Annotated in this window: 18 protein-coding genes and 2 pseudogenes; 7 read left to right on the top strand and 13 right to left on the bottom strand. The window is 64.7% G+C overall.

The annotated features are described in order from the left end of the window. Positions 1 to 26: 26 nt before the first annotated feature. Positions 27 to 419 carry a RidA family protein gene (locus XI06_RS07710; RefSeq protein ID WP_237892172.1) on the top strand — a complete coding sequence of 131 codons (393 nt, stop codon included), beginning with the start codon at positions 27 to 29 and terminating at the stop codon, positions 417 to 419. A 39-nt stretch (positions 420 to 458) separates the two neighbouring features. Next, entirely contained in the window at positions 459 to 1151 is a 693-nt protein-coding gene (locus XI06_RS07705; RefSeq protein WP_271604991.1) for an L-2-amino-thiazoline-4-carboxylic acid hydrolase, read from the top strand. Positions 1152 to 1183: 32 nt separating this feature from the next. Here XI06_RS07705 and XI06_RS07700 read toward each other — a convergent pair whose 3' ends face one another. Then, a complete protein-coding gene (locus XI06_RS07700) occupies positions 1184 to 2011 on the bottom strand; it encodes an MBL fold metallo-hydrolase (RefSeq protein WP_271604990.1) in 828 nt (275 codons plus the stop codon). A 94-nt stretch (positions 2012 to 2105) separates the two neighbouring features. On the opposite strand from XI06_RS07700, the gene XI06_RS07695 reads away from it, so the two are divergent. Then, entirely contained in the window at positions 2106 to 2957 is an 852-nt protein-coding gene (locus tag XI06_RS07695; protein WP_271604989.1) for a LysR family transcriptional regulator, read from the top strand. A 7-nt stretch (positions 2958 to 2964) separates the two neighbouring features. Here the strand turns inward: XI06_RS07695 and XI06_RS07690 are convergent, their stop codons facing one another. From XI06_RS07690 to XI06_RS07675, 4 genes are read right to left on the bottom strand one after another with little or no spacing between them, the layout of a single operon-like run. Continuing rightward, on the bottom strand, positions 2965 to 3729 hold the full coding sequence (locus XI06_RS07690; RefSeq protein ID WP_271604988.1) for a hypothetical protein: 765 nt from the start codon (positions 3727 to 3729) through the stop codon (positions 2965 to 2967). Between the two features lie 2 nt (positions 3730 to 3731). Beyond that, entirely contained in the window at positions 3732 to 3926 is a 195-nt protein-coding gene (locus XI06_RS07685) for a hypothetical protein (RefSeq protein ID WP_237859476.1), read from the bottom strand. After that, a complete protein-coding gene (locus XI06_RS07680) occupies positions 3926 to 4369 on the bottom strand; it encodes an Ig domain-containing protein (RefSeq protein WP_237859356.1) in 444 nt (147 codons plus the stop codon). Before XI06_RS07680 ends, XI06_RS07685 begins: the two co-directional genes overlap by 1 nt. Positions 4370 to 4394: 25 nt before the next feature. Beyond that, positions 4395 to 7814, bottom strand: a complete 3420-nt coding sequence (locus XI06_RS07675; RefSeq protein WP_237873621.1) for a CHAT domain-containing protein — start codon at positions 7812 to 7814, stop codon at positions 4395 to 4397. A gap of 94 nt (positions 7815 to 7908) precedes the next feature. On the opposite strand from XI06_RS07675, the gene XI06_RS07670 reads away from it, so the two are divergent. Beyond that, positions 7909 to 8883: a dienelactone hydrolase family protein gene (locus tag XI06_RS07670; RefSeq protein WP_271604987.1), complete on the top strand. Its 975-nt coding sequence runs from the start codon at positions 7909 to 7911 to the stop codon at positions 8881 to 8883. Positions 8884 to 8892: 9 nt separating this feature from the next. On the opposite strand, the gene XI06_RS07665 is transcribed toward XI06_RS07670, so the two are convergent. Then, positions 8893 to 9654 (bottom strand): hypothetical protein, encoded by a 762-nt coding sequence (locus XI06_RS07665; RefSeq protein ID WP_237859359.1) that lies wholly within the window; start codon positions 9652 to 9654, stop codon positions 8893 to 8895. A 15-nt stretch (positions 9655 to 9669) separates the two neighbouring features. Then, on the bottom strand, positions 9670 to 9858 hold the full coding sequence (locus XI06_RS07660) for a hypothetical protein (protein WP_100177693.1): 189 nt from the start codon (positions 9856 to 9858) through the stop codon (positions 9670 to 9672). A gap of 255 nt (positions 9859 to 10113) precedes the next feature. Between XI06_RS07660 and XI06_RS07655 the strand changes: the two genes are divergently transcribed. Beyond that, positions 10114 to 11091 (top strand): DUF2336 domain-containing protein, encoded by a 978-nt coding sequence (locus XI06_RS07655; RefSeq protein WP_271604986.1) that lies wholly within the window; start codon positions 10114 to 10116, stop codon positions 11089 to 11091. A 97-nt stretch (positions 11092 to 11188) separates the two neighbouring features. On the opposite strand, the gene XI06_RS07650 is transcribed toward XI06_RS07655, so the two are convergent. The 4 genes and pseudogenes from XI06_RS07650 to XI06_RS07635 form a co-directional block, all read right to left on the bottom strand. Then, positions 11189 to 11533, bottom strand: a complete 345-nt coding sequence (locus tag XI06_RS07650; protein ID WP_237863871.1) for a DUF1491 family protein — start codon at positions 11531 to 11533, stop codon at positions 11189 to 11191. A 53-nt stretch (positions 11534 to 11586) separates the two neighbouring features. Then, the gene (locus tag XI06_RS07645) at positions 11587 to 11796 is read right to left on the bottom strand and encodes a hypothetical protein (protein WP_237873625.1); all 210 of its coding nucleotides are present in this window, start codon (positions 11794 to 11796) and stop codon (positions 11587 to 11589) included. A 153-nt stretch (positions 11797 to 11949) separates the two neighbouring features. Then, positions 11950 to 12695: pseudogene (locus tag XI06_RS07640) on the bottom strand (peptidoglycan-binding protein). Beyond that, positions 12688 to 14553: a PAS domain-containing sensor histidine kinase gene (locus XI06_RS07635; RefSeq protein WP_237873628.1), complete on the bottom strand. Its 1866-nt coding sequence runs from the start codon at positions 14551 to 14553 to the stop codon at positions 12688 to 12690. The pseudogene XI06_RS07640 and the gene XI06_RS07635 overlap by 8 nt, the downstream one beginning before the upstream one ends. A 387-nt stretch (positions 14554 to 14940) precedes the next feature. Here XI06_RS07635 and XI06_RS07630 point away from each other — a divergent pair, with 387 nt between their 5' ends. Together XI06_RS07630 and XI06_RS07625 are read left to right on the top strand one after the other, a co-directional pair. After that, positions 14941 to 15387 (top strand): DUF5330 domain-containing protein, encoded by a 447-nt coding sequence (locus XI06_RS07630; RefSeq protein WP_271604985.1) that lies wholly within the window; start codon positions 14941 to 14943, stop codon positions 15385 to 15387. Positions 15388 to 15456: 69 nt separating this feature from the next. Beyond that, the gene (locus tag XI06_RS07625; RefSeq protein WP_237863866.1) at positions 15457 to 15885 is read left to right on the top strand and encodes a SufE family protein; all 429 of its coding nucleotides are present in this window, start codon (positions 15457 to 15459) and stop codon (positions 15883 to 15885) included. Between the two features lie 119 nt (positions 15886 to 16004). Here XI06_RS07625 and XI06_RS07620 read toward each other — a convergent pair whose 3' ends face one another. Both XI06_RS07620 and XI06_RS07615 read right to left on the bottom strand, forming a co-directional pair. Then, the gene (locus tag XI06_RS07620) at positions 16005 to 16421 is read right to left on the bottom strand and encodes a MucR family transcriptional regulator (RefSeq protein ID WP_237863865.1); all 417 of its coding nucleotides are present in this window, start codon (positions 16419 to 16421) and stop codon (positions 16005 to 16007) included. A gap of 163 nt (positions 16422 to 16584) precedes the next feature. Beyond that, positions 16585 to 17052: pseudogene (locus XI06_RS07615) on the bottom strand (DUF308 domain-containing protein); the annotation flags it as partial.

Raw genomic sequence — 17052 nt, 5'->3', positions numbered from 1 at the left:
GGAGACAGGTCATGCCCCAAGTTCTCATGCCCCAAGTTCACATCGTCAGTCACAATCCCAGAGCGGTTCACCCTCCCGCCGGCGGCTACAGCCTTGGGCTTGAAGTGACGCAGCACCGCCGCCTGCTATTCATCAGCGGCCAGGTCCCTGAAAAGTCCGACGGCTCCGTGCCCGAAGGGTTCGAGGCGCAATGCGAGCAGGCCTGGCGTAACGTCATGGAGGTGCTCACTGCTGCCGGTCTTGGCGTTGAACATCTGGTCAAGGTCACCACCTTCCTGACCGACCGCAATCAGGTCGTAACCAACCGCACCGTTCGCCGCAGGATGCTCGGGGAGCATCAACCCGCGCTGACGGTCATGATCGCCGAGACTGTCGACAGCAAATGGCTGCTGGAGATCGAGGCGATCGCCGCCGAGTGAAAACAGCTTCAGAATTTTTCCAAATCCCTCAGGTGCCCCATGCCTCAAGCCATCCATCCCTTCTACGAGGCCCATCGCGACGCCATGGAATCCGCCATGCGCCAGCGCCTCGACCTGGCCGAGCCAATGCTGCGCGAGCGCGCGCATCTCACCGACGTCGACGCCATCAGGCAGGAAGTGATGGACGAATTCGCCATCGTGCTCACCCAAATGCCCTATGTCGGCGGTGCCGCGAGCCGCATGAGCGATTTCTTCATGCGCCTCACCGGCTTCATGGCCATCAGCCGCGTGCTGCGGCGGCACGGCGTGCCGGTGCCCGTGATCGGCGAGATCGAGCGGGAGATCTACAAGGCGCAGCTGCTCACTGAGCCCGAAGCGGATCGTCTCGCCGCAGGGGATCACTTCATGTCGGCGGAGAACCAGATTTTGCTGCGCGAACAGGCGGCGAGAAGCGTCACAGAGAGCCATCAGGCCGAATTTCCGGAGGATTTCGCCTACGATTTCGTCGAGCCCGGTCCGAATGACAGCTTTGAATTCGGCATCAACTACAAAGCCTGCGGCTTCTGCAAATTCGCCGGCCGCCACGGCGACAAGGAGATCCTGCCCAACATTTGCGGCCTCGATTTCGACGCCTATGCAACCCGCGGCATCCGCCTGGAACGGACGCAAACGCTGGCCGGCGGCGCGAGCCATTGCAATTTCCGTTTCTCGCGATTGCAACGTGACGGATGACGTCGCGCGGGGGCGCCTGCTCGCAAGCTGCGCTAATGCGCGCCGCACCGGCAGTTCTCGTAGTCCACGGGATCGTGGCTGTTGAAAATCGCCACACGCTTCCCATGGTTCAGCTTCAGCTCCCGCAAGCGCGCCTGGTTGGCGATGCGGGCGTTGCGGTCCATGTCGACCTTGCGCTGGAAATAGCGGAGCATCAGCGGCGCGCGTGGCGATGCGTCGAGCTGGCCGTGATGGAAGTAGCTGTCGCCGGCGTGCAGCAGCCATGTGCCACTGGTGCGGACCGCGATGCCACAATGGCCAAGCGTGTGGCCGGCGAGCGGGATCATCAGGATATCGGCCTCGCGATCGCCGAGCGCGCGCACGCCCTTGAAGCCGAACCAGTCTTCGCCGGTCTCACCGTAGAAACTCCAGCTCGGTCCGTGGCTCCATTGGCCCGTGACGTAACGCCCTTCGGGCGGCGCCGGCTTGCGCAGCACGGCCATGTCGTATTCGGCGCGATGGACGTGGATCGCGGCATGGGAAAAGTCGGGCACGCCGCCGGCATGGTCGCGGTCGAGATGCGTCAGCAGCACGTGACGCACGTCATTGGGCGAATAACCGAGCGCCCTCACCTGCTGCACGGCCGTCTCTGCCGGATCGAGCTTCGGTGCGGTCTGGCGCAACCATCGCCGCCCGAGCCTTTCGGGCGCGGCGATATCGCCGAGCCCGATGCCGGTGTCGACCAGCGCGAGGCCGTTATTGGTCTCGATCAGCAGGCAATGGCAGACCATGCGGGCGCGCTGGAACAGGCCGCCGGTGCCGTTCACGAGCCGGCGGCCCATCGGGCACATCGTGCCGGTGTTGAGGTGATGAATTTTCATGGATGACGCTCGCCTGTTGTGGACAGCGCCTTCTTGTCATCCTCGAATCCATAGGTAAAATATTGAATATTGATGATATCTCTAGGCACATCCTATGGACATCCGCGAGCTCCGCTACTTCACCGCCGTCTACCGTGAACGCAACCTCACCGCTGCGGCTCGCACCTGCTTCGTGTCGCAGCCGTCGATCTCGACCGCGATCACCAATCTGGAGGCCGAGCTCGGCACCACGCTGTTCATCCGGCACAAGAAGGGCGTCGCGCCGACGGCCTCGGCCGAGCAGTTTCATACCGTCGCCCGCCGCATCATCGACGAGGCCGACGCCGCGCGAAAGCTGTTCCGCAAGCCCAGCACCAAGACCACCGTCACGCTCGGCCTGATGCGGACGCTCGACGTACACAGGACGATCGCGCTGCTGAAGCCGTTGACCGCACGAAGCGACGTCGCGCTGCGGCTCGTTGGCAGCGACGAACGCGCCGATGCTCGGATCATCTCGAAAAGCATGTTGCGCGACGAGGAGCATTTCGTGCCGCTCTGGAGCGAGCGTTACGTCGCGGCGCTGCCGCCGTCGCATCCGCTGACGCTGAAGGACAAGCTCAGCACCGCCGATCTCGCCGACGTGCCGATGATCGACCGCTGCCATTGCGAGCAGAGCGCGTTCTTCGGCCGCGCGGCGCGGCGGCGCCAATCCGCGGCGATCGCGCAATCGGAGGATTGGGCCATGGCGCTGGTCGCGGCCGGCGTCGGCATCGCCGTCGTCCCGGAAGGCGTAGCGAAGGGCGTTTCCGATGTCGCCATCAGGCCAATCGAGGTGAAGATCAAGCGCGAGGTCGGGCTCGCCTATCGCGCATCCGCGCCGCTGGCGGACGCGTTGAAGGATTTTGTCGGGAAGCTGCAACGCGTGCGCGCAAAGCCTCGCAACAACTCCAGCCGCCGGCACGACTGACGACAAGCTATCCGAGCAAGCCCTTCAGGCCGGCATAGATCGAGCCCACCGCGGTCGCGGCGACACCGGCCAGCGGGCCGACGGTCTGCATCAGGTCCTGAATCAAGCGGGCACGGCGGCGGAGCTGTTCCTCGCCCACATGCTGCCCGAGCAGGCGCGCCATTCTGAAGGCGAAAGCATTGGGCTTGCCGCCCTGGCCCAGAACGCGCGGCAAGACCTGGAAGATCACGACTCCCAATATGTTTCCGGACACGAAGGCGAGCAGGATGCTCGCACCGTATTCGAACACTTCGCGCCATTCGACCCACACGGTGGGCAGGATAGGAACATCATCGTGGAATCCGGTCACCGTCAGCATCGCCTGGATGCTGACGCTGGCGAGCAGCAACGCCAGCACGAACGCTCCCAATGTCGAGACCCGATGCAGGGGATAGGCTGCAAACCCGAACAGCAGCGGGATGACGATCGAGGCGATGCGGAGCGGAATTGGCGAGAGATTGAAGGTGATGGTGACCAGAACATGCGCGAACGTCAGCAGGACCGACGGAATGACGACGTAGAGAACGGCATGCGTCCCGTAATAGCGCAGCGGATTCTTGTACCGCTCGAGCCGGACATTGACGCGGTCGAGATCGCGCCTCAGCTTGTCCAGCTCGGCGACGATGTCGTCGATCTCGAGCAACGTCGGCCGCACCACGCGCAGATCGCGCGAGCAGTGCTTGCACGCGATGGCTTCGTCCTTGATCGTCTCGGCGCAGAATGGACACTCCATCGTCAGCGCGACGTCCTGCGCCGCATGATGGTCTCGACCTCGTCTCTGGCCCGCGCCAGCTCATCGCGCAACTGGTCGCGCTTGCGCAGGAGATCGTCGCGCTCCGCAATCAGCGTTGCGGGAACGGCGATGTCTCGCGAACAGGATGCGCAGACCAGCGCGCGATCCGCATTCTCGGCCTGGCAGTAGGGACACATCACTTGGGTGCGACCTTGAGGGTGAAGATGGCCGTGCCCGGCCGCCCGTCGCTGTCCTTGATGTCGACGCGCACGGTGTATTCGCCGGGCGGCAGTTCCGCGTCCTGCATGTTGATGCCGTCAGCCTGGACGAACGGCTTGATCCTCGACGTCAGATCGACGTTGGGCGAGCGGAGGAACACCATCTTGACGGATTCGGGATCGATCTTGGCGCCCCCGAACGACTCGAACTTCAATTGCAGCCGCATAGGCGAGGACACGGCATCGCCCGGCGAGATGAACTCCACCTTGGGACCGCGCAGGATGCCGCGCCGGTCAGCCGCGACCGCGCCCTTCGGTGGCGGCAGCTTGGCCTCCTCTTCCGTGATCAATTGTGTTGCCCGCGACGCTCCCGAAAACAGGAGACCAGCCGCAACCAGCCCGAGCAAGATATTCCGCATCATTGGCCTTCCAACCTTCCCAAATCAATCATCGTACGCCGCCATCACCGATGATCGTGTACGGCGCCCAGAACAGCGGATGCGCGTAGGCGAACTCGGTCTTGCCCTCGCCGTTCAGGTAACCGGGACCATCGACCAGGGCCATCATCGCCTGCCGCAGCGCTTCGCTCCGCGACAGTTTTGGATCGTCGGCCTGGCGCTTGAACAGATCGGTCACGAGCTGGCGAGCCGATTGCGAATGCACCGACCAGTTGGTCACCAGCAAGGCGCGCGTTCCGGCATAGAAGAACGCGCGGCCAAGACCGGAGGCCGCCTCGGCGCCGGCGCCGGCGCCAGCGCCGGTGTTGCAGGCGGACAGGATGACCCAGTCGGCGTCAAGCTTCAGGCCCAGAATTTCCTCCATGGTGAGGAGGCCATCTCCGCCTTCGCCAGTCACCGCCGGCGACGACAGGGCGAGGGCCGGCTGCGTCAGGCCGTTGAGCTCGCCCGGCACAAGACCGTGCGTAGCGAACGCCAGAATCCTGAAGCCGGAGAGATTCATCGTCTTCACTGCGCTTTCGGTCGCATTCTTGCCGAGGAACAGCACCTTCGAGGGATCTGCCTGCAAGGCCAGCGCGATCGATTTGAGCTCGTCGGCGGTATCGGGGAGACGGGGCAAGAGGCCGAGCTCGGCGCTGTCGACGCCTTCGAGCTTCGGGCTGCTGCGACGCTTCAGGGGCATGCCGCGGGTGACGTTGCCGCCGACATCGGCGACCTGCACTTTGCCGTCGGCGCTTTCTGCCTCGGCCTGCTGATCCTTGTTGAAATAGGGATCGCCGAACGCCACGAGATCGCCGCGGCCGGGCTTGCCGGGCGGCAACTGCCGCAACGTGCGCAAGGCCGCGGCCGAAGGCACCGTCGAGACGGCATGGGTCCGCGCCAGCCACGGCACGTTGCGATAGCCGACGAACAGCGGATCCTCGTCCGCCGCCACTTCTGCCGGTGCGGTCGGCAGCAGCGACAGCGGCAGCAGGCCGAGCGCGCCGTTGGTCACCACGATCAGGTTCTTGGCCGGCTTCCATCCGCTCTCGACCGGTTTGAGCAGCAGCTCGTAGAGCTCGTAGCCGAGCTTCAGGTCAAACGGCGGAATGTCCGAGATCATTGCGGCCTGCGGCTCAAGCGCCTCGCGCAGCTTGCGGATCTTCGTCTCGATATCGCCGCTCCTGGCATTGACGGCGGCGAAGGCCACCGGACCCGATTTCGGCACGGCCCAGACGAAGCTGCCGTTCTGGCCGAAATAGAATGACAGCATCGCTTCATTGTCCGACAACGTCGCGCGGATCTCGGCAACGCTCGGCGGCTTCGGCGAAACGAGATCGGCATAGACAGGGAATTTCTGCTTGATCTCTTGGCGCGCCTTGTCGCGTTCACCGCGCAAGGCCGTGATCGACGCCTGGATCTGCTGCACCCCCTTCTCGTCGCGCTCCGCCGAGGGAATGGCGAGGACGTTGTTGAGCGTGCCGAGCTGGGCGTTGACCTGTTTTGTCAGGTCCTGCTCCTTGCGGACGAGCTCGGCGAGCGCGGGATCCTTTGCCGCGGCACGCGCGCTGGAGGCTGCGAGCGCCTGCTGCACGGAGTGGCCGCGGATGGCATCGGCCAGGCTGAAAGTCTCCTCACCGACGGCGCCGCCGGTGCCCTCGGCCCGCGCCAGCAGCAGGAGGTAGCTCTCGACGATGGTCTGGAGCCGTTGGCTGCGCGCGGCCACCACGGTCGTGTTCTCGTCGTCGGCGTTCTCATTCGCATTCGCCATCATGATCGGAATGGCGGCCTTGAATTCCCTGATGGCATCGGCATCCCGCCGCGCCCGCATCAGGCCGATCGCCAGGGTGCCACGCGCCGACGCAGCGTCGAAATGGTTCTCGCCGACCCGCCCGATCTGCTTCTTGACCAGTTGCTCGGCGGCGGCGATGCCGGCGTCGAGCTGGCCGGAATTATAGAGCGCGAGAATGCGCGCCGGGTTGAGCTCGATGACCTGTCGGCGCTGCGGATCCCAATTGGCGACGGCCTTGTCGATTTGCGCAAACATCTCGTTGGCCTCGGCATTCTTGCGCCGCAGGTTGAGAATGCCGGCGAGATGAGAGAGCAATTGCACGGTCGATTGCGAGTCATCAGGCACGCCGACCGTCTTGTTGATCTCGAGCGCGACGCGGCCGAGCTGTTCGGCTTCCTCGTAGCGACCCTCGTCGACCAGGATGCCTGCCAATCCCATCACATAACGCGGCATCACCGGATTGTACTTGCCGGTGTCCTTCAGGCGCGACAACAACGCCCGGCGCGCGTCGACCTCCGCTTCGGCAAGTCGGCCTTGCCGTGCCTTCATGCGGGCCTGACTGAGCACGAAATTGTCGATCGCCTGCAGCACGACGGTTTCAGCCGGCGGATTGTCCGAGTCCAACAGGGCCTTGATGGCGGCGCGTTTGCGTTGCTCTGCCACGCGATAGGCGGCCTCGGCCTCGACGAACTGCCCGCGCGCCTCGAAGATCAGCGCCCTGGTGCCTTCGAGATCCGCCTCCCAGCTCTGCCCCATGCGCGCATAGGACGTGCGCCAGCCCGGAAGACCGCTGGTTCGCGCTTCTTGGATGGCACTCATGGTCCGGCGCAGATAGGCCTCGGCCTGGGCGATGTCGCCCATCTGGATGAGAATGCCGACAACGGACCTATTGGCGCTGAGTTGATATCCCTTGGCGCCAGGCAGGCTCGCGGTGTCGCGCAACAGCCGCTGCATGACTTCGAGCGACCGTTTTGGATCGCCGGCCGCGGCATATTGCAGCGAGAGGAGCTGCATCAGGCGGCCCATCATGTTGGGCTCCACCACACCGCGGCCGATCTCGACGGCCTTGCTGGCGTCGGCGGTGGATTCGGCGAGCCGACCGAGCTGCGAACGCGCGTTGGCGCGGTCGAAATAGAATTGCGCGAGATCGCCGCGCGATTCCTTCCCCGTGGGCGTCGCCTCCGCGTCCGATTTCAGCTCCGCGATGAGCTTTGCGTCGGGCTTTTCGCTGTCGAGGATCGCGGTGATGTCGGCGATGGTGCGGGGCGGAGCGATGAAATCCTTCGGCAGTGCCGTGCCGGGGTCGAGCTTGGGCGCAGCTTCCTTGGGAAGCTCGACAGCGACATTGGCGCGGCCATTGGCTGCGTTCAGAGCTGCCATCACGCAGGCCCTGACCTGCGGCGAGGCCTTGGCGCGGCACCCCTCGATATCGGCACCGGCCTTGCGGCCACCCTGCGCCTGCATGCAGGCTTGCACGATCGGCTTGCCCACCGTCATCCGGCAGTTCTCAAGTGCCGCCTCCTTGGTCAGCGCGGCAGCCGAGCCTGATGATCCCAGAAGAACGGCGAGGGCCAGCAGTTTTCGCGGCAGGGTAACATCCAGACGGCTCTTAACCGGACTTGCGGCGTTGAAGCGCATCGCGAAGGACCTTTGGATGAAAATCACTTGAAGAAACGGGCCAATCCTACCCCTATTACCCGGGAGGACAATCACCAATCGGTAGGGTGGCGGGATGCCTGGAAGGGTTAGCGGCAGCGGTCGGCACCGATTCCTCGGGCGGCCGGGCCACAGGGGGCGGCGCCGGCTGATCGTGCTGGTTGTCGGGCTGATCGCTGGGTATAGCCCCGCAAGCGCGGTGGACGGGCCGGAATGGAAGGCGGCGGTCTGGGATGCCGAGGCGATCTATCGCGGAGCAACAATCGCCCCGGACCTCGTTCTCCCTGAAATCGTCGAGACGGTCGACCGGCTGACGTCACCACGGATGGCATTGATCAAGCCGCCCGGCTCAGGCCCGTTTCCAGCCATCGTTCTCATGCACCAGTGCAGCGGGCTGAACGTTGCCGTTGCTACATGGGCTCGCGCCGCCGCCTCGCGCGGCTACGTCGTCCTGCTTGTCGACAGCCTGGAGCCGCGTGGCGTCAAGAGCGTCTGCTTCGGTCCAAAGAACGGCGTGAACTTCTTTCGGGGCGCGCGCGATGCGCTGCAAGCGGCCGAACATTTGCGACGAATGCCTGATGTCGATGCGCAACGAATTGCGCTTGTCGGTTTCTCATGGGGTGCGATGGTGGGCTTGCTGGCAGCCAGCCCGCACTACGTCGATGCCTTGAAGTCGGGCCCGGGATTTGCGGCCGTCGCAAGTTTTTATCCCGGATGCTTCCGCATCACGCCGCAACAACGGCCGCCATACGATCTTGTCAATCCAGATGTGTCGCGACCACTTCTGGTCTTGATGGGCGATGCCGACACCGAGACGCCCGCGCAGGAATGCCTCGACCGGCTCGACGTCCTGAAGCAAGCCGGCGCCCCCGTCGAATGGCACCTCTATGCCGGCGCGACGCATTGCTGGGATTGTCAGCAGCTGGACGGGCTTAACAAGATTGACGTCCGCGGCGATCACGTCGCCTATCATTTTCGCCAGGACGTGACCGACGATTCCCGGCGCAGGCTGTTCGAGTTCCTGGACCGGGTGATGCCCAGACGACCCTAGCGGCCACGCTCAGCCCTTGGACACCACCGCGCGACCGTAAGGCGGCTGCGAGATAACAGGCGGATTGGCGGTTTGTGCGGCGAGCTCGCCGATCAGGCGATCGGCGTCGGCGGCCATGCCGTCGGGTGCCTGGATCACCAGCCGCTCCAGCGCCCAACGATAGGACGAGACGCGCTGCTCGAGGCTTTGCTGCACCCACTGGACGATCAGCGAGTTCTCCTGCATGCGCGCGACGGCGTCCGCCTTTTCCTGTGGCGACAGTGCGGAGACCCGCGCCATGCTGGCGTCACGCTTCCTGTCGAGATCGATGACGCGGATCGCGCATCCAAAGAACGGCTCGAAGCGGGTGACGTCGTTGCGCACGTCCTCGATCAGCTGCGCATAGCGCGAGGAGTGCGAGCGATGCGGCTCGTCGATCAGCGTGCGCCCGTACATGGTGCGATCGAACACGACCTTCTGGCGCCACGGTGCCGGCAGGGCCTTGTAATCGCCGAACACGCTCTTCCAGGCCGGCCGGGACAGCGGCGGCTCGATCATGGGATAGGCAAGGTCGCGGAGCTGGCGCTCCTCGTCGGTCAACTGGAATTGGGAGGACTTCAGGCCGAGGCTGCCGGTGGCTTCAACGCCGAGCCAGCTGTGCATGTCGTCGCTGCGCATGTCGGCGCGGGTGCGGCCAAAATCACCGCCGCTGCAGCCAGCGAGCGAGGCGCCTACAGCCGTGAGCAGAAGGGCCGATAGAACGGTGCGGATCTGGCGAATTGATTCCGGCATTGCAAGAGCCGCAATTCAGCGGCGACGACGACGGCGCCCCGGCGCGGTGCCCTGCTCCGGTCCGCGGTCGCCGCTGGTTTCGTCGCTCTCGCGCTCGATGCGGATGACGGGAAGGATCAAAATCGTTCCCATGTCCGCGCGCGGTGTGACGTCCCCCGACGAGCCCACCCGGCGACCGGCCGGAAATTCGATGATGGTCCCCATGTCAGCTCTCTCAACTACCGCGCGCCCGAACGCGCCCCGGCAACATGGGGGTCATTAGGATCAGTTTATGGTTAACGGGGTGTAAACATGGCCATTGGACCGTAACCGCACGGACCGTTGCCTCGCCGTCCCGCAGCGAGACGAGATGGCTTGAATTGAGTGGGTTTGCTTCACATCTCGTTTTCCTTAACGAGCCTTTAAAGGAACTCTTGATAGGCTGAGACAACAGTTCTTTTCCGAGTTGCGTACGCCTCCATGACCAAGTCGCTGTTTCCCGGATTCGACGGGCTGATGACACTCTCCCGCCGCGAGGGCGTCGATGTACGCCCGACCCTGCTGCGCGTGTTGACCGATCTCTACGTCCAGGCCAGCACCCACACCGAGGATGAGCAGCGCCAATTCATCGAGCTTGCAACGCGGCTGATCGATCAGGTCGACGATGCGACGCGCGCGTCCGTCAAGGCGAAGCTTGCGATCTATCCGCACACGCCCGTGCCCGTTCTGCAGAAGCTCGGGCTGGTCGCGGCGCAGGAAGGCCGCCGCGTGCCGCTCGCGCGCACAATCCCGCAGCCCACGCCCGCCCCCTCGCCTGTTCGCACGCCGACGGACGCGGAAGCGCGCATGGCCGCCAACATGGCGATGCAGCCGAAGGAAGCGGCCGAGATCCACGACATGTTCTTCGGCGCCGATGCAAGCCAGCGCGCGCTGATCCTGCAAAATCTGGCGCAGACGCCGCTGAAGGCCGCGCCGCGGATTCCGACCGCACATGCCAAGCGCGCGATCCAGGTTCTGGAGATGGCGGCGATCGCCGGCGACGTCGACAGCTTCGCCTACGAGCTCGGCGACACCCTGATCCTGCCCTCGCGCGTCGCGGCGCAGATCGTCGACGATAGCGGCGGCGAGGCACTCGCGGTTGCCGCGCGCGCGCTCGACATGCCGAGCCCGAATTTCCAGCGCATTCTGTTGTTTTTCAAGCCCGCGATCGGCAATTCCGTGAACGAGGTCTACCGGCTGGCGCGGCTCTATGACCGCATCAGCGACCGCTCGGCGCTGGTGATGCTGGCCGCCTGGCGCGGCTCGACGCTCGCCGTCACGCGCGCAAAATATCAGCCGTCACTGCACGACAGCGAGCGCCAGCGCGCACGCGCCGCGGCCGGCCAGTCGCGGCCGAGCGTACAGCCCGGCTCGAGCCCGGTGGTGCGCACCGGCAGCGGCGGATCATCGAATCGCTAAAGCGCGATGAGATTGGGTTGAACCGTCATCGCGCTTTAGCTCTCTGTTTGAGCATGATCTTTTCGGAAAACCGCTTCACACTTTTCCGGATCATGCTCTAGGTCTTCGCCAGTTCCAGGAAATGCCGCCCCGCGCGGTCTTCGGTCTCGACGATCCAGGCATCCGGATCGAAACGAAGCTCCTTGGTCAGGCGCTCCTCGACGGCTGGCTCCGGCATCGGCTGCGGCGCGGCGGGCACGAAGAAGCGATCGACCGGGCGATCGTCGTCATAAGAGGTCTGTGGGGCCGGCACGTAGAGCAGGGCGTTGCCGTCGAGCAGCGACACTTTGACGAACACCGCGCCCGCCTCTTCGGCGCCGCGATGGCGCACCGCGCCGAACACGCCCTCGGTCTGGCACCGTCGCAAATAGGCCGCGACCCATATGTTGGATTTCAACCGCATGAGTCGGACGATAAGCCAGCGCGACGTGCACCGCCAGTGTCAGCTCGGAATTGTCATGCCTTGCCGACGCCTTGCCCGCCACCGATCTGGCGCGCAACGAGGTATGACAGTGGCATTGCGAGCGCAAACCCCACGGCGACTGCGTACGGGATGTTCCTGATGGCGTCGGCGGCAAAGCTCGGCACCATCAGCACCACGACGAGGCTGACGCCCGCCAGCACCGTGCCGAGCATGATCCAGACGACAATCGAGACCTTGAACATGACGACCTCTCTGCCTTGATGAGATGGACGATCATGTTCTTCGAGGCTTCCCGCCGTCATTGATCCCACGCAAATCGCGCCTGCGCGATTGCGGCCTGTCACGCCGACGTGCGGTCCGCAGATTGATTGACGTCAATGACAGCGGAGGTTCGACTATTCGACGGGATGACCGATCGCGGCGGCGAGCTCGCGCAGCAGGCGATCCGTCACCTGGCCGGTGACGGGCAACTTGTGCTGGCGTTCGAACGTCTGGATCGCAGACTGGGTCTCGCCGCTCATCGTGCCGGTGATCTTCAAATTGCCGTAGCCGTACTCAGACAGCGCGCGCTGCCCCCCCCCCCCCCCCCCCCCCCCCCCCCGAGGCGGCGCGCCGCCGGGCTCTGCTGCGGGATCGGCGCCGGCGGCCGCGCGACGGCGACCGCGGACGGTGCCGGCGTGGGTGCCGTGGCCTTGATCACCAGATTGGTCATGGGATCGCCCGAGCGCAGCGTCGAGGCCGTCGTTTCAGTGGGCTTCTCCGGCGCCTTTTCGGCGGGCTTCTCGGCCGGTTTGGGCTCGACGCGAAACTCGGTCGCCTTCGGCTCGAGCGGCGAGGTATCGGCGCCGACGGGGCGCGGGCGCGGCATGGGGCTGGACAGCGACGCGGGCGACGGCGCGGGAAGATTGATCACGGTGCCGAACATCGGCGCCGGATGCCGGCCGGTCTGCAGGAACAGCGCGTTCGCCACGATGGCGCTTATGGCCGCGGCAGCGACGAGGCCGGCCAGCGTGTCCTTGGGGCTATGCAAGAGCACGCGCATCACCAGGTTGCGCTCGGTCTCGACATCGATGACCGCAGCCTTGGCCTTGGCGCCACGGCGGCGCGGAGCGGCTTCGTCGTTGGCAGACTTTCTAGGCACTTTTCTTCACCAGAGCAGGTTGGTCCTGAACGTCATGACGGAGCACCGGCGTCAACGTCGCGATCTTGCTCGCCGCCGGCTTTGCTTGCGGCGGCGTGTAGACGAGCGGCAGCTTGACCGTGACGGCGGTGCCCTCACCGAGCTTGCTTTGTACCGTCAATTCGCCGAGATGCAACGCCACGAGGCTCTTCACGATCGAAAGACCAAGGCCAGTTCCTTCGTGCCGGCGCTCATAGGTCTTGCCACACTGGAAGAACGGCGCGCCGATGCGCTTGAGATCGTCGGGCCCGATGCCAACCCCGGTGTCGCTGATGCGCAGGGTCAACTGCGAAGCCGATGCCGACGCTGACACCGTGACCTGGCCGCCGCGCTCGGTGAACTTGACGGCGTTGGCGACGAGATTGAGCACGATCTGCTTGAAGGCGCGGGGATCGCCCGTCATCACGGGCAGATCCTGCGGCGCGTCGGTGATGAGGTCGATGCCATTCTCGCGCGCCTTCAGCGCCAGCAGATTGCAGCAATGCATCAGCGCGGCGCGCGGCGCGAAAGGTTCCGATGCAATCTCGAAATTGCCAGATTCCATCTTCGACATGTCGAGGATGCCGTTGACCACGGACAGCAGATGCTGGCCGGAGGCGTTGATCAGCTCGGCATATTCCTTGCGCTGGGAGGCGGCCAGCATCAGGGTCTGCTCCTGCGCGATCATCTCGGAGAAGCCGATGATGGCGTTGAGCGGCGTGCGCAGCTCATGGCTCATGGTGGCGAGGAAGCGCGTCTTGGCGGCGTCGGCCGCTTCCGCCGCGCTGCGGGCCTGGTCGAGCGCCTGCTCCGACAGCTTGCGATCGGTGACGTCGCGCATCACCGCGACGACTTCGAGATCGGCGGTGACGTCACTGTAATGATTCTGGTGGCGCTGGTCCTGGTCGAGCGGCCGGCAGCGCATCTCGACCCAGATGAAGTCGATCTGGCCGCGCTCGGAACCGATAAGGTCGCGCCGCAGCCGGAATTCGACGCTGCGGACCTCGCCGCGCGCGGCGTCTGACAGTGCGGTGAGATAGGCCGGACGATCGGCGACATGGACGCGATCGAACAGGCCGTGGCCGAGCAATTGCGCGACCGGCATGCCGAGCATGGCTTCCGCCGCCGGCGAGATGAACTGTACCGCGCCGTTGCGCTGATGCCGCGAGATCACGTCGCTCATGTTGCGCGCCAGGAGGCGATAGCGCTCCTCCTCGCGCGACAGCAGCGCGACGCTGGTGCGTGCAAGCGACTCGGCGCCGAAAGCAAGGCCCGCGGCATAGAGCGTTGCGGAAGCGACGCCGAACGCCATCATCATGCCGCGCCCGGTTCCGCTGAATTCGCCAGCCGGCAGCCAGCCAAGTTGGCTGAGCAGGATCAACAAGCCCGCGCATGACAACGCGAGCAGAGAAGCAAAGGCCGCGACACGGCGCGAGGCCGACAGTGCGGCCTCCAAGGGAACCACGACCAACCAGATCGCGGCGAATGATTCGATACCGCCGGTCGTGGCCGCGATCGCCATGATCAGGCCGGCGAGCGCCAGCGACGACAGCACATGCGCGCCTTCATAGCGCCCGGTGCGCGACAGGAACCAGGACAACAGGATCGGCGCGATCAGCCAGGCGAAGGCCGCGACCTCGATCGCGCTCGGCACGCCACGCAGGACCAGATAAACGGGAAATGCGGCAAAGGCGGCCAGGCTTCCGAGAAGCCGCGGCGCCATGAAGGCCCGATGCCGCGCACGCGTCAGCGCATCGTAACGCGCGGAGGGATGCAGCAGTGCATCGAGACAATCGCGGATGATACTCAAAACTGTCACGGGTCTCGCGCTTCGGCTCATTCGTCAAAAGACGCGCCGGAACGCCTCCTTGTCGTTGAGCCACCGTGTCAGAGCGACCTTAAACGAGTGCTAAGGCGGATCGGCCGGCCCCCGAACAGCATGTCATCGCAGAGGTTTTTAGGCGATTTGGCGATGTCATCATCACAGATGGTGAACACAGGGTTTCGCCGTCCCGCTCATGGTTTCGAATTGGTGGATGCGCCGGGCCGGACTACCACGTAGGCCGGCATCAATCGAAAATTTACGAGACCGCGTCTTGCCAAGATTTTCGCGTAAATTTTCTGCGAATTAAGCTCAAGGCAATCACTTGCGATTTATCGAGAGTTGCTAGGTCGCTGGCGCCGCGCGGAGATCGCCGCGGGCCAGATCTAACTACAGGTCGATAAGATGCGCTTTCTGCTCCGCATCACATTCTGGCTCGGGCTGGTGCTGGTGCTCCTGCCGCGGGACAAGACGCCCGAATCGGACAAGCTGCCGAACATCGGCGCTGCCGACGCGGTGCAGGCTGCGACCGCGGCCGTCTCCGACATGAGCCAGTTCTGCAAGCGCCAGCCGGCGGCCTGCGAGGTCGGCGGACAGGCCGCAACCATCATCGGCCAGCGGGCGCAGGACGGCGCGAAAAAGATCTACCAGATCATCAACGACAAGAAGGAGCAGATCACCAACGAGAAGAACGAGAAGAACGAGAAGACCGACAAGAAGACGCCCGACCATACCGGCTCGATCACGGTGGCCGGCGAAGGCGATGCCACGGCGAGCGACGCGCCGCACGACACGCTGACCCAGGACGATCTCGCGCTGGAATGGCGCGGCCCCGAGGCGACGGCGAATTAGGGCCCAAATCCTATCGATTTCGACGCTTCGCATGCCTATATTGGCCTGAACGGGAACCACAGGCCATCAATGACTTCGATTGACGACATCCGCGAGAATTTCGAGCTTCTGGACGATTGGGATGACCGCTATCGGTACGTCATCGAGCTCGGCCGCACCCTGGAACCGATGCCCGAGGCAGAGCACTCCGCCGCGAACAAGGTGAACGGCTGCGTCAGCCAGGTCTGGCTTCAAAAGCTGGTCGATCGCGGCAATGGCGCGCCGATCCTGAGATATCGCGGCGACAGCGATGCGCATATCGTGCGCGGGCTGGTCGCGATCGTGCTCGCGCTCTATTCGGGCCGCACGCCGCAGCAGATTCTCGATACGGATGCGATTTCCGTGTTCAACGAGTTCGGCTTCCGCGACCATCTGACGCCGCAGCGCTCCAACGGCCTGCGCTCGATGGTGGAGCGGATCAAGACGGATGCGAGAGAGGCGTTGGCGGAAGCGTCGTGAGGACACTTCCGCAGGGTGAGCAAAGGCGCGAAGCGCCGTGCCCACGAATCTCTCATTGATCGCACTCAGAACGTGGGCACGCTTCGCTTTGCCCACCCTACGAGATCTTGAGCGCGGCTCTACTTCCCCTTCTTCCGCTGCTGCTGACCCAAGCCCATCTTCTTAGCCAGCTGCGAACGGGCCACCGCGTAGTTCGGCGCGACCATGGGATAGTCGGCCGGCAGGCCCCATTTCTCGCGATATTGCTCGGGCGTCATGTTGTACTGGGTTCGCAGATGGCGCTTCAGCGATTTGAAGCGCTTGCCGTCTTCCAGACACACCAGATAATCGGGCGCGATCGACTTCTTCAGTGACACCGCTGGCTTTGCCGGCTCGTGCGGCGCCTCGACGCGGCCCGACGACACCCGCGTCAACGCCCCGTGCACCTGGCTGATCAGGTTCGGAATCTCGCCGGCCGGCGTCGGGTTATTGCTGAGATAGGCCGAGACGATGTTCGCCGTCAGCTCGATGAAATTCTTGCCCGCGGCATCCGACATGGGCGCGCCCTCTCTCCAATCCGGCTCCGTCGCGCTGCATTGGCGGCGGTGAAGTATTCTCTGTCAACAATACGTTTGGCCGAAATACGACGACTGGCGAACATGAACCGATTACTGATCTCGCGACAATAGCGGCGAGACTTTACTTGAACGCGAGAGGTCTTCAGCCTCCGCGCTGGTCGAGATGGGCGCGCAGCTCGTCGATCGAGGCAAAGCGCATCATGCCTTCAGGCATCTGCGCCTCGATCGAGCCGTCGGAATAGAGCGAATAGGCCATGCCGTCGACGATGCCGGATTTGAGCACCGTCACCTGCGGCTGTTCGGCCGGCGGCAGCTCGGGCGAAGGTACGGTGGGCGGAGGCGCAGCAGGCTCGAAGGTCGATGACGGGCGCGGTGGCGGTGGCGGTGGCGGCGGTGGACGACGCGCCGCCGGTGGCTCCGGCGGCCGCGCGCGGTCGGGCTTCGGCCAGGCATCGTCGAAGCTCGCATGCGGCGCTTCCGGCGCGGCGGGTTCTGCGGGAGCCTGCGGCGGCTCGGCAGCTTTCGCCTCGGCACGCTCACGCTCCTTGCGCGAGCTCGAGGCGAACATCAGGTTCCGCTTGCGCGGTGGTTCCGGCACGGCGGGCGGCGG

This window comes from Bradyrhizobium sp. CCBAU 11434 (assembly GCF_028128895.1).
Lineage (GTDB): Bacteria > Pseudomonadota > Alphaproteobacteria > Rhizobiales > Xanthobacteraceae > Bradyrhizobium > Bradyrhizobium zhengyangense.
This window is presented reverse-complemented; position numbering and strand designations above follow the sequence as displayed.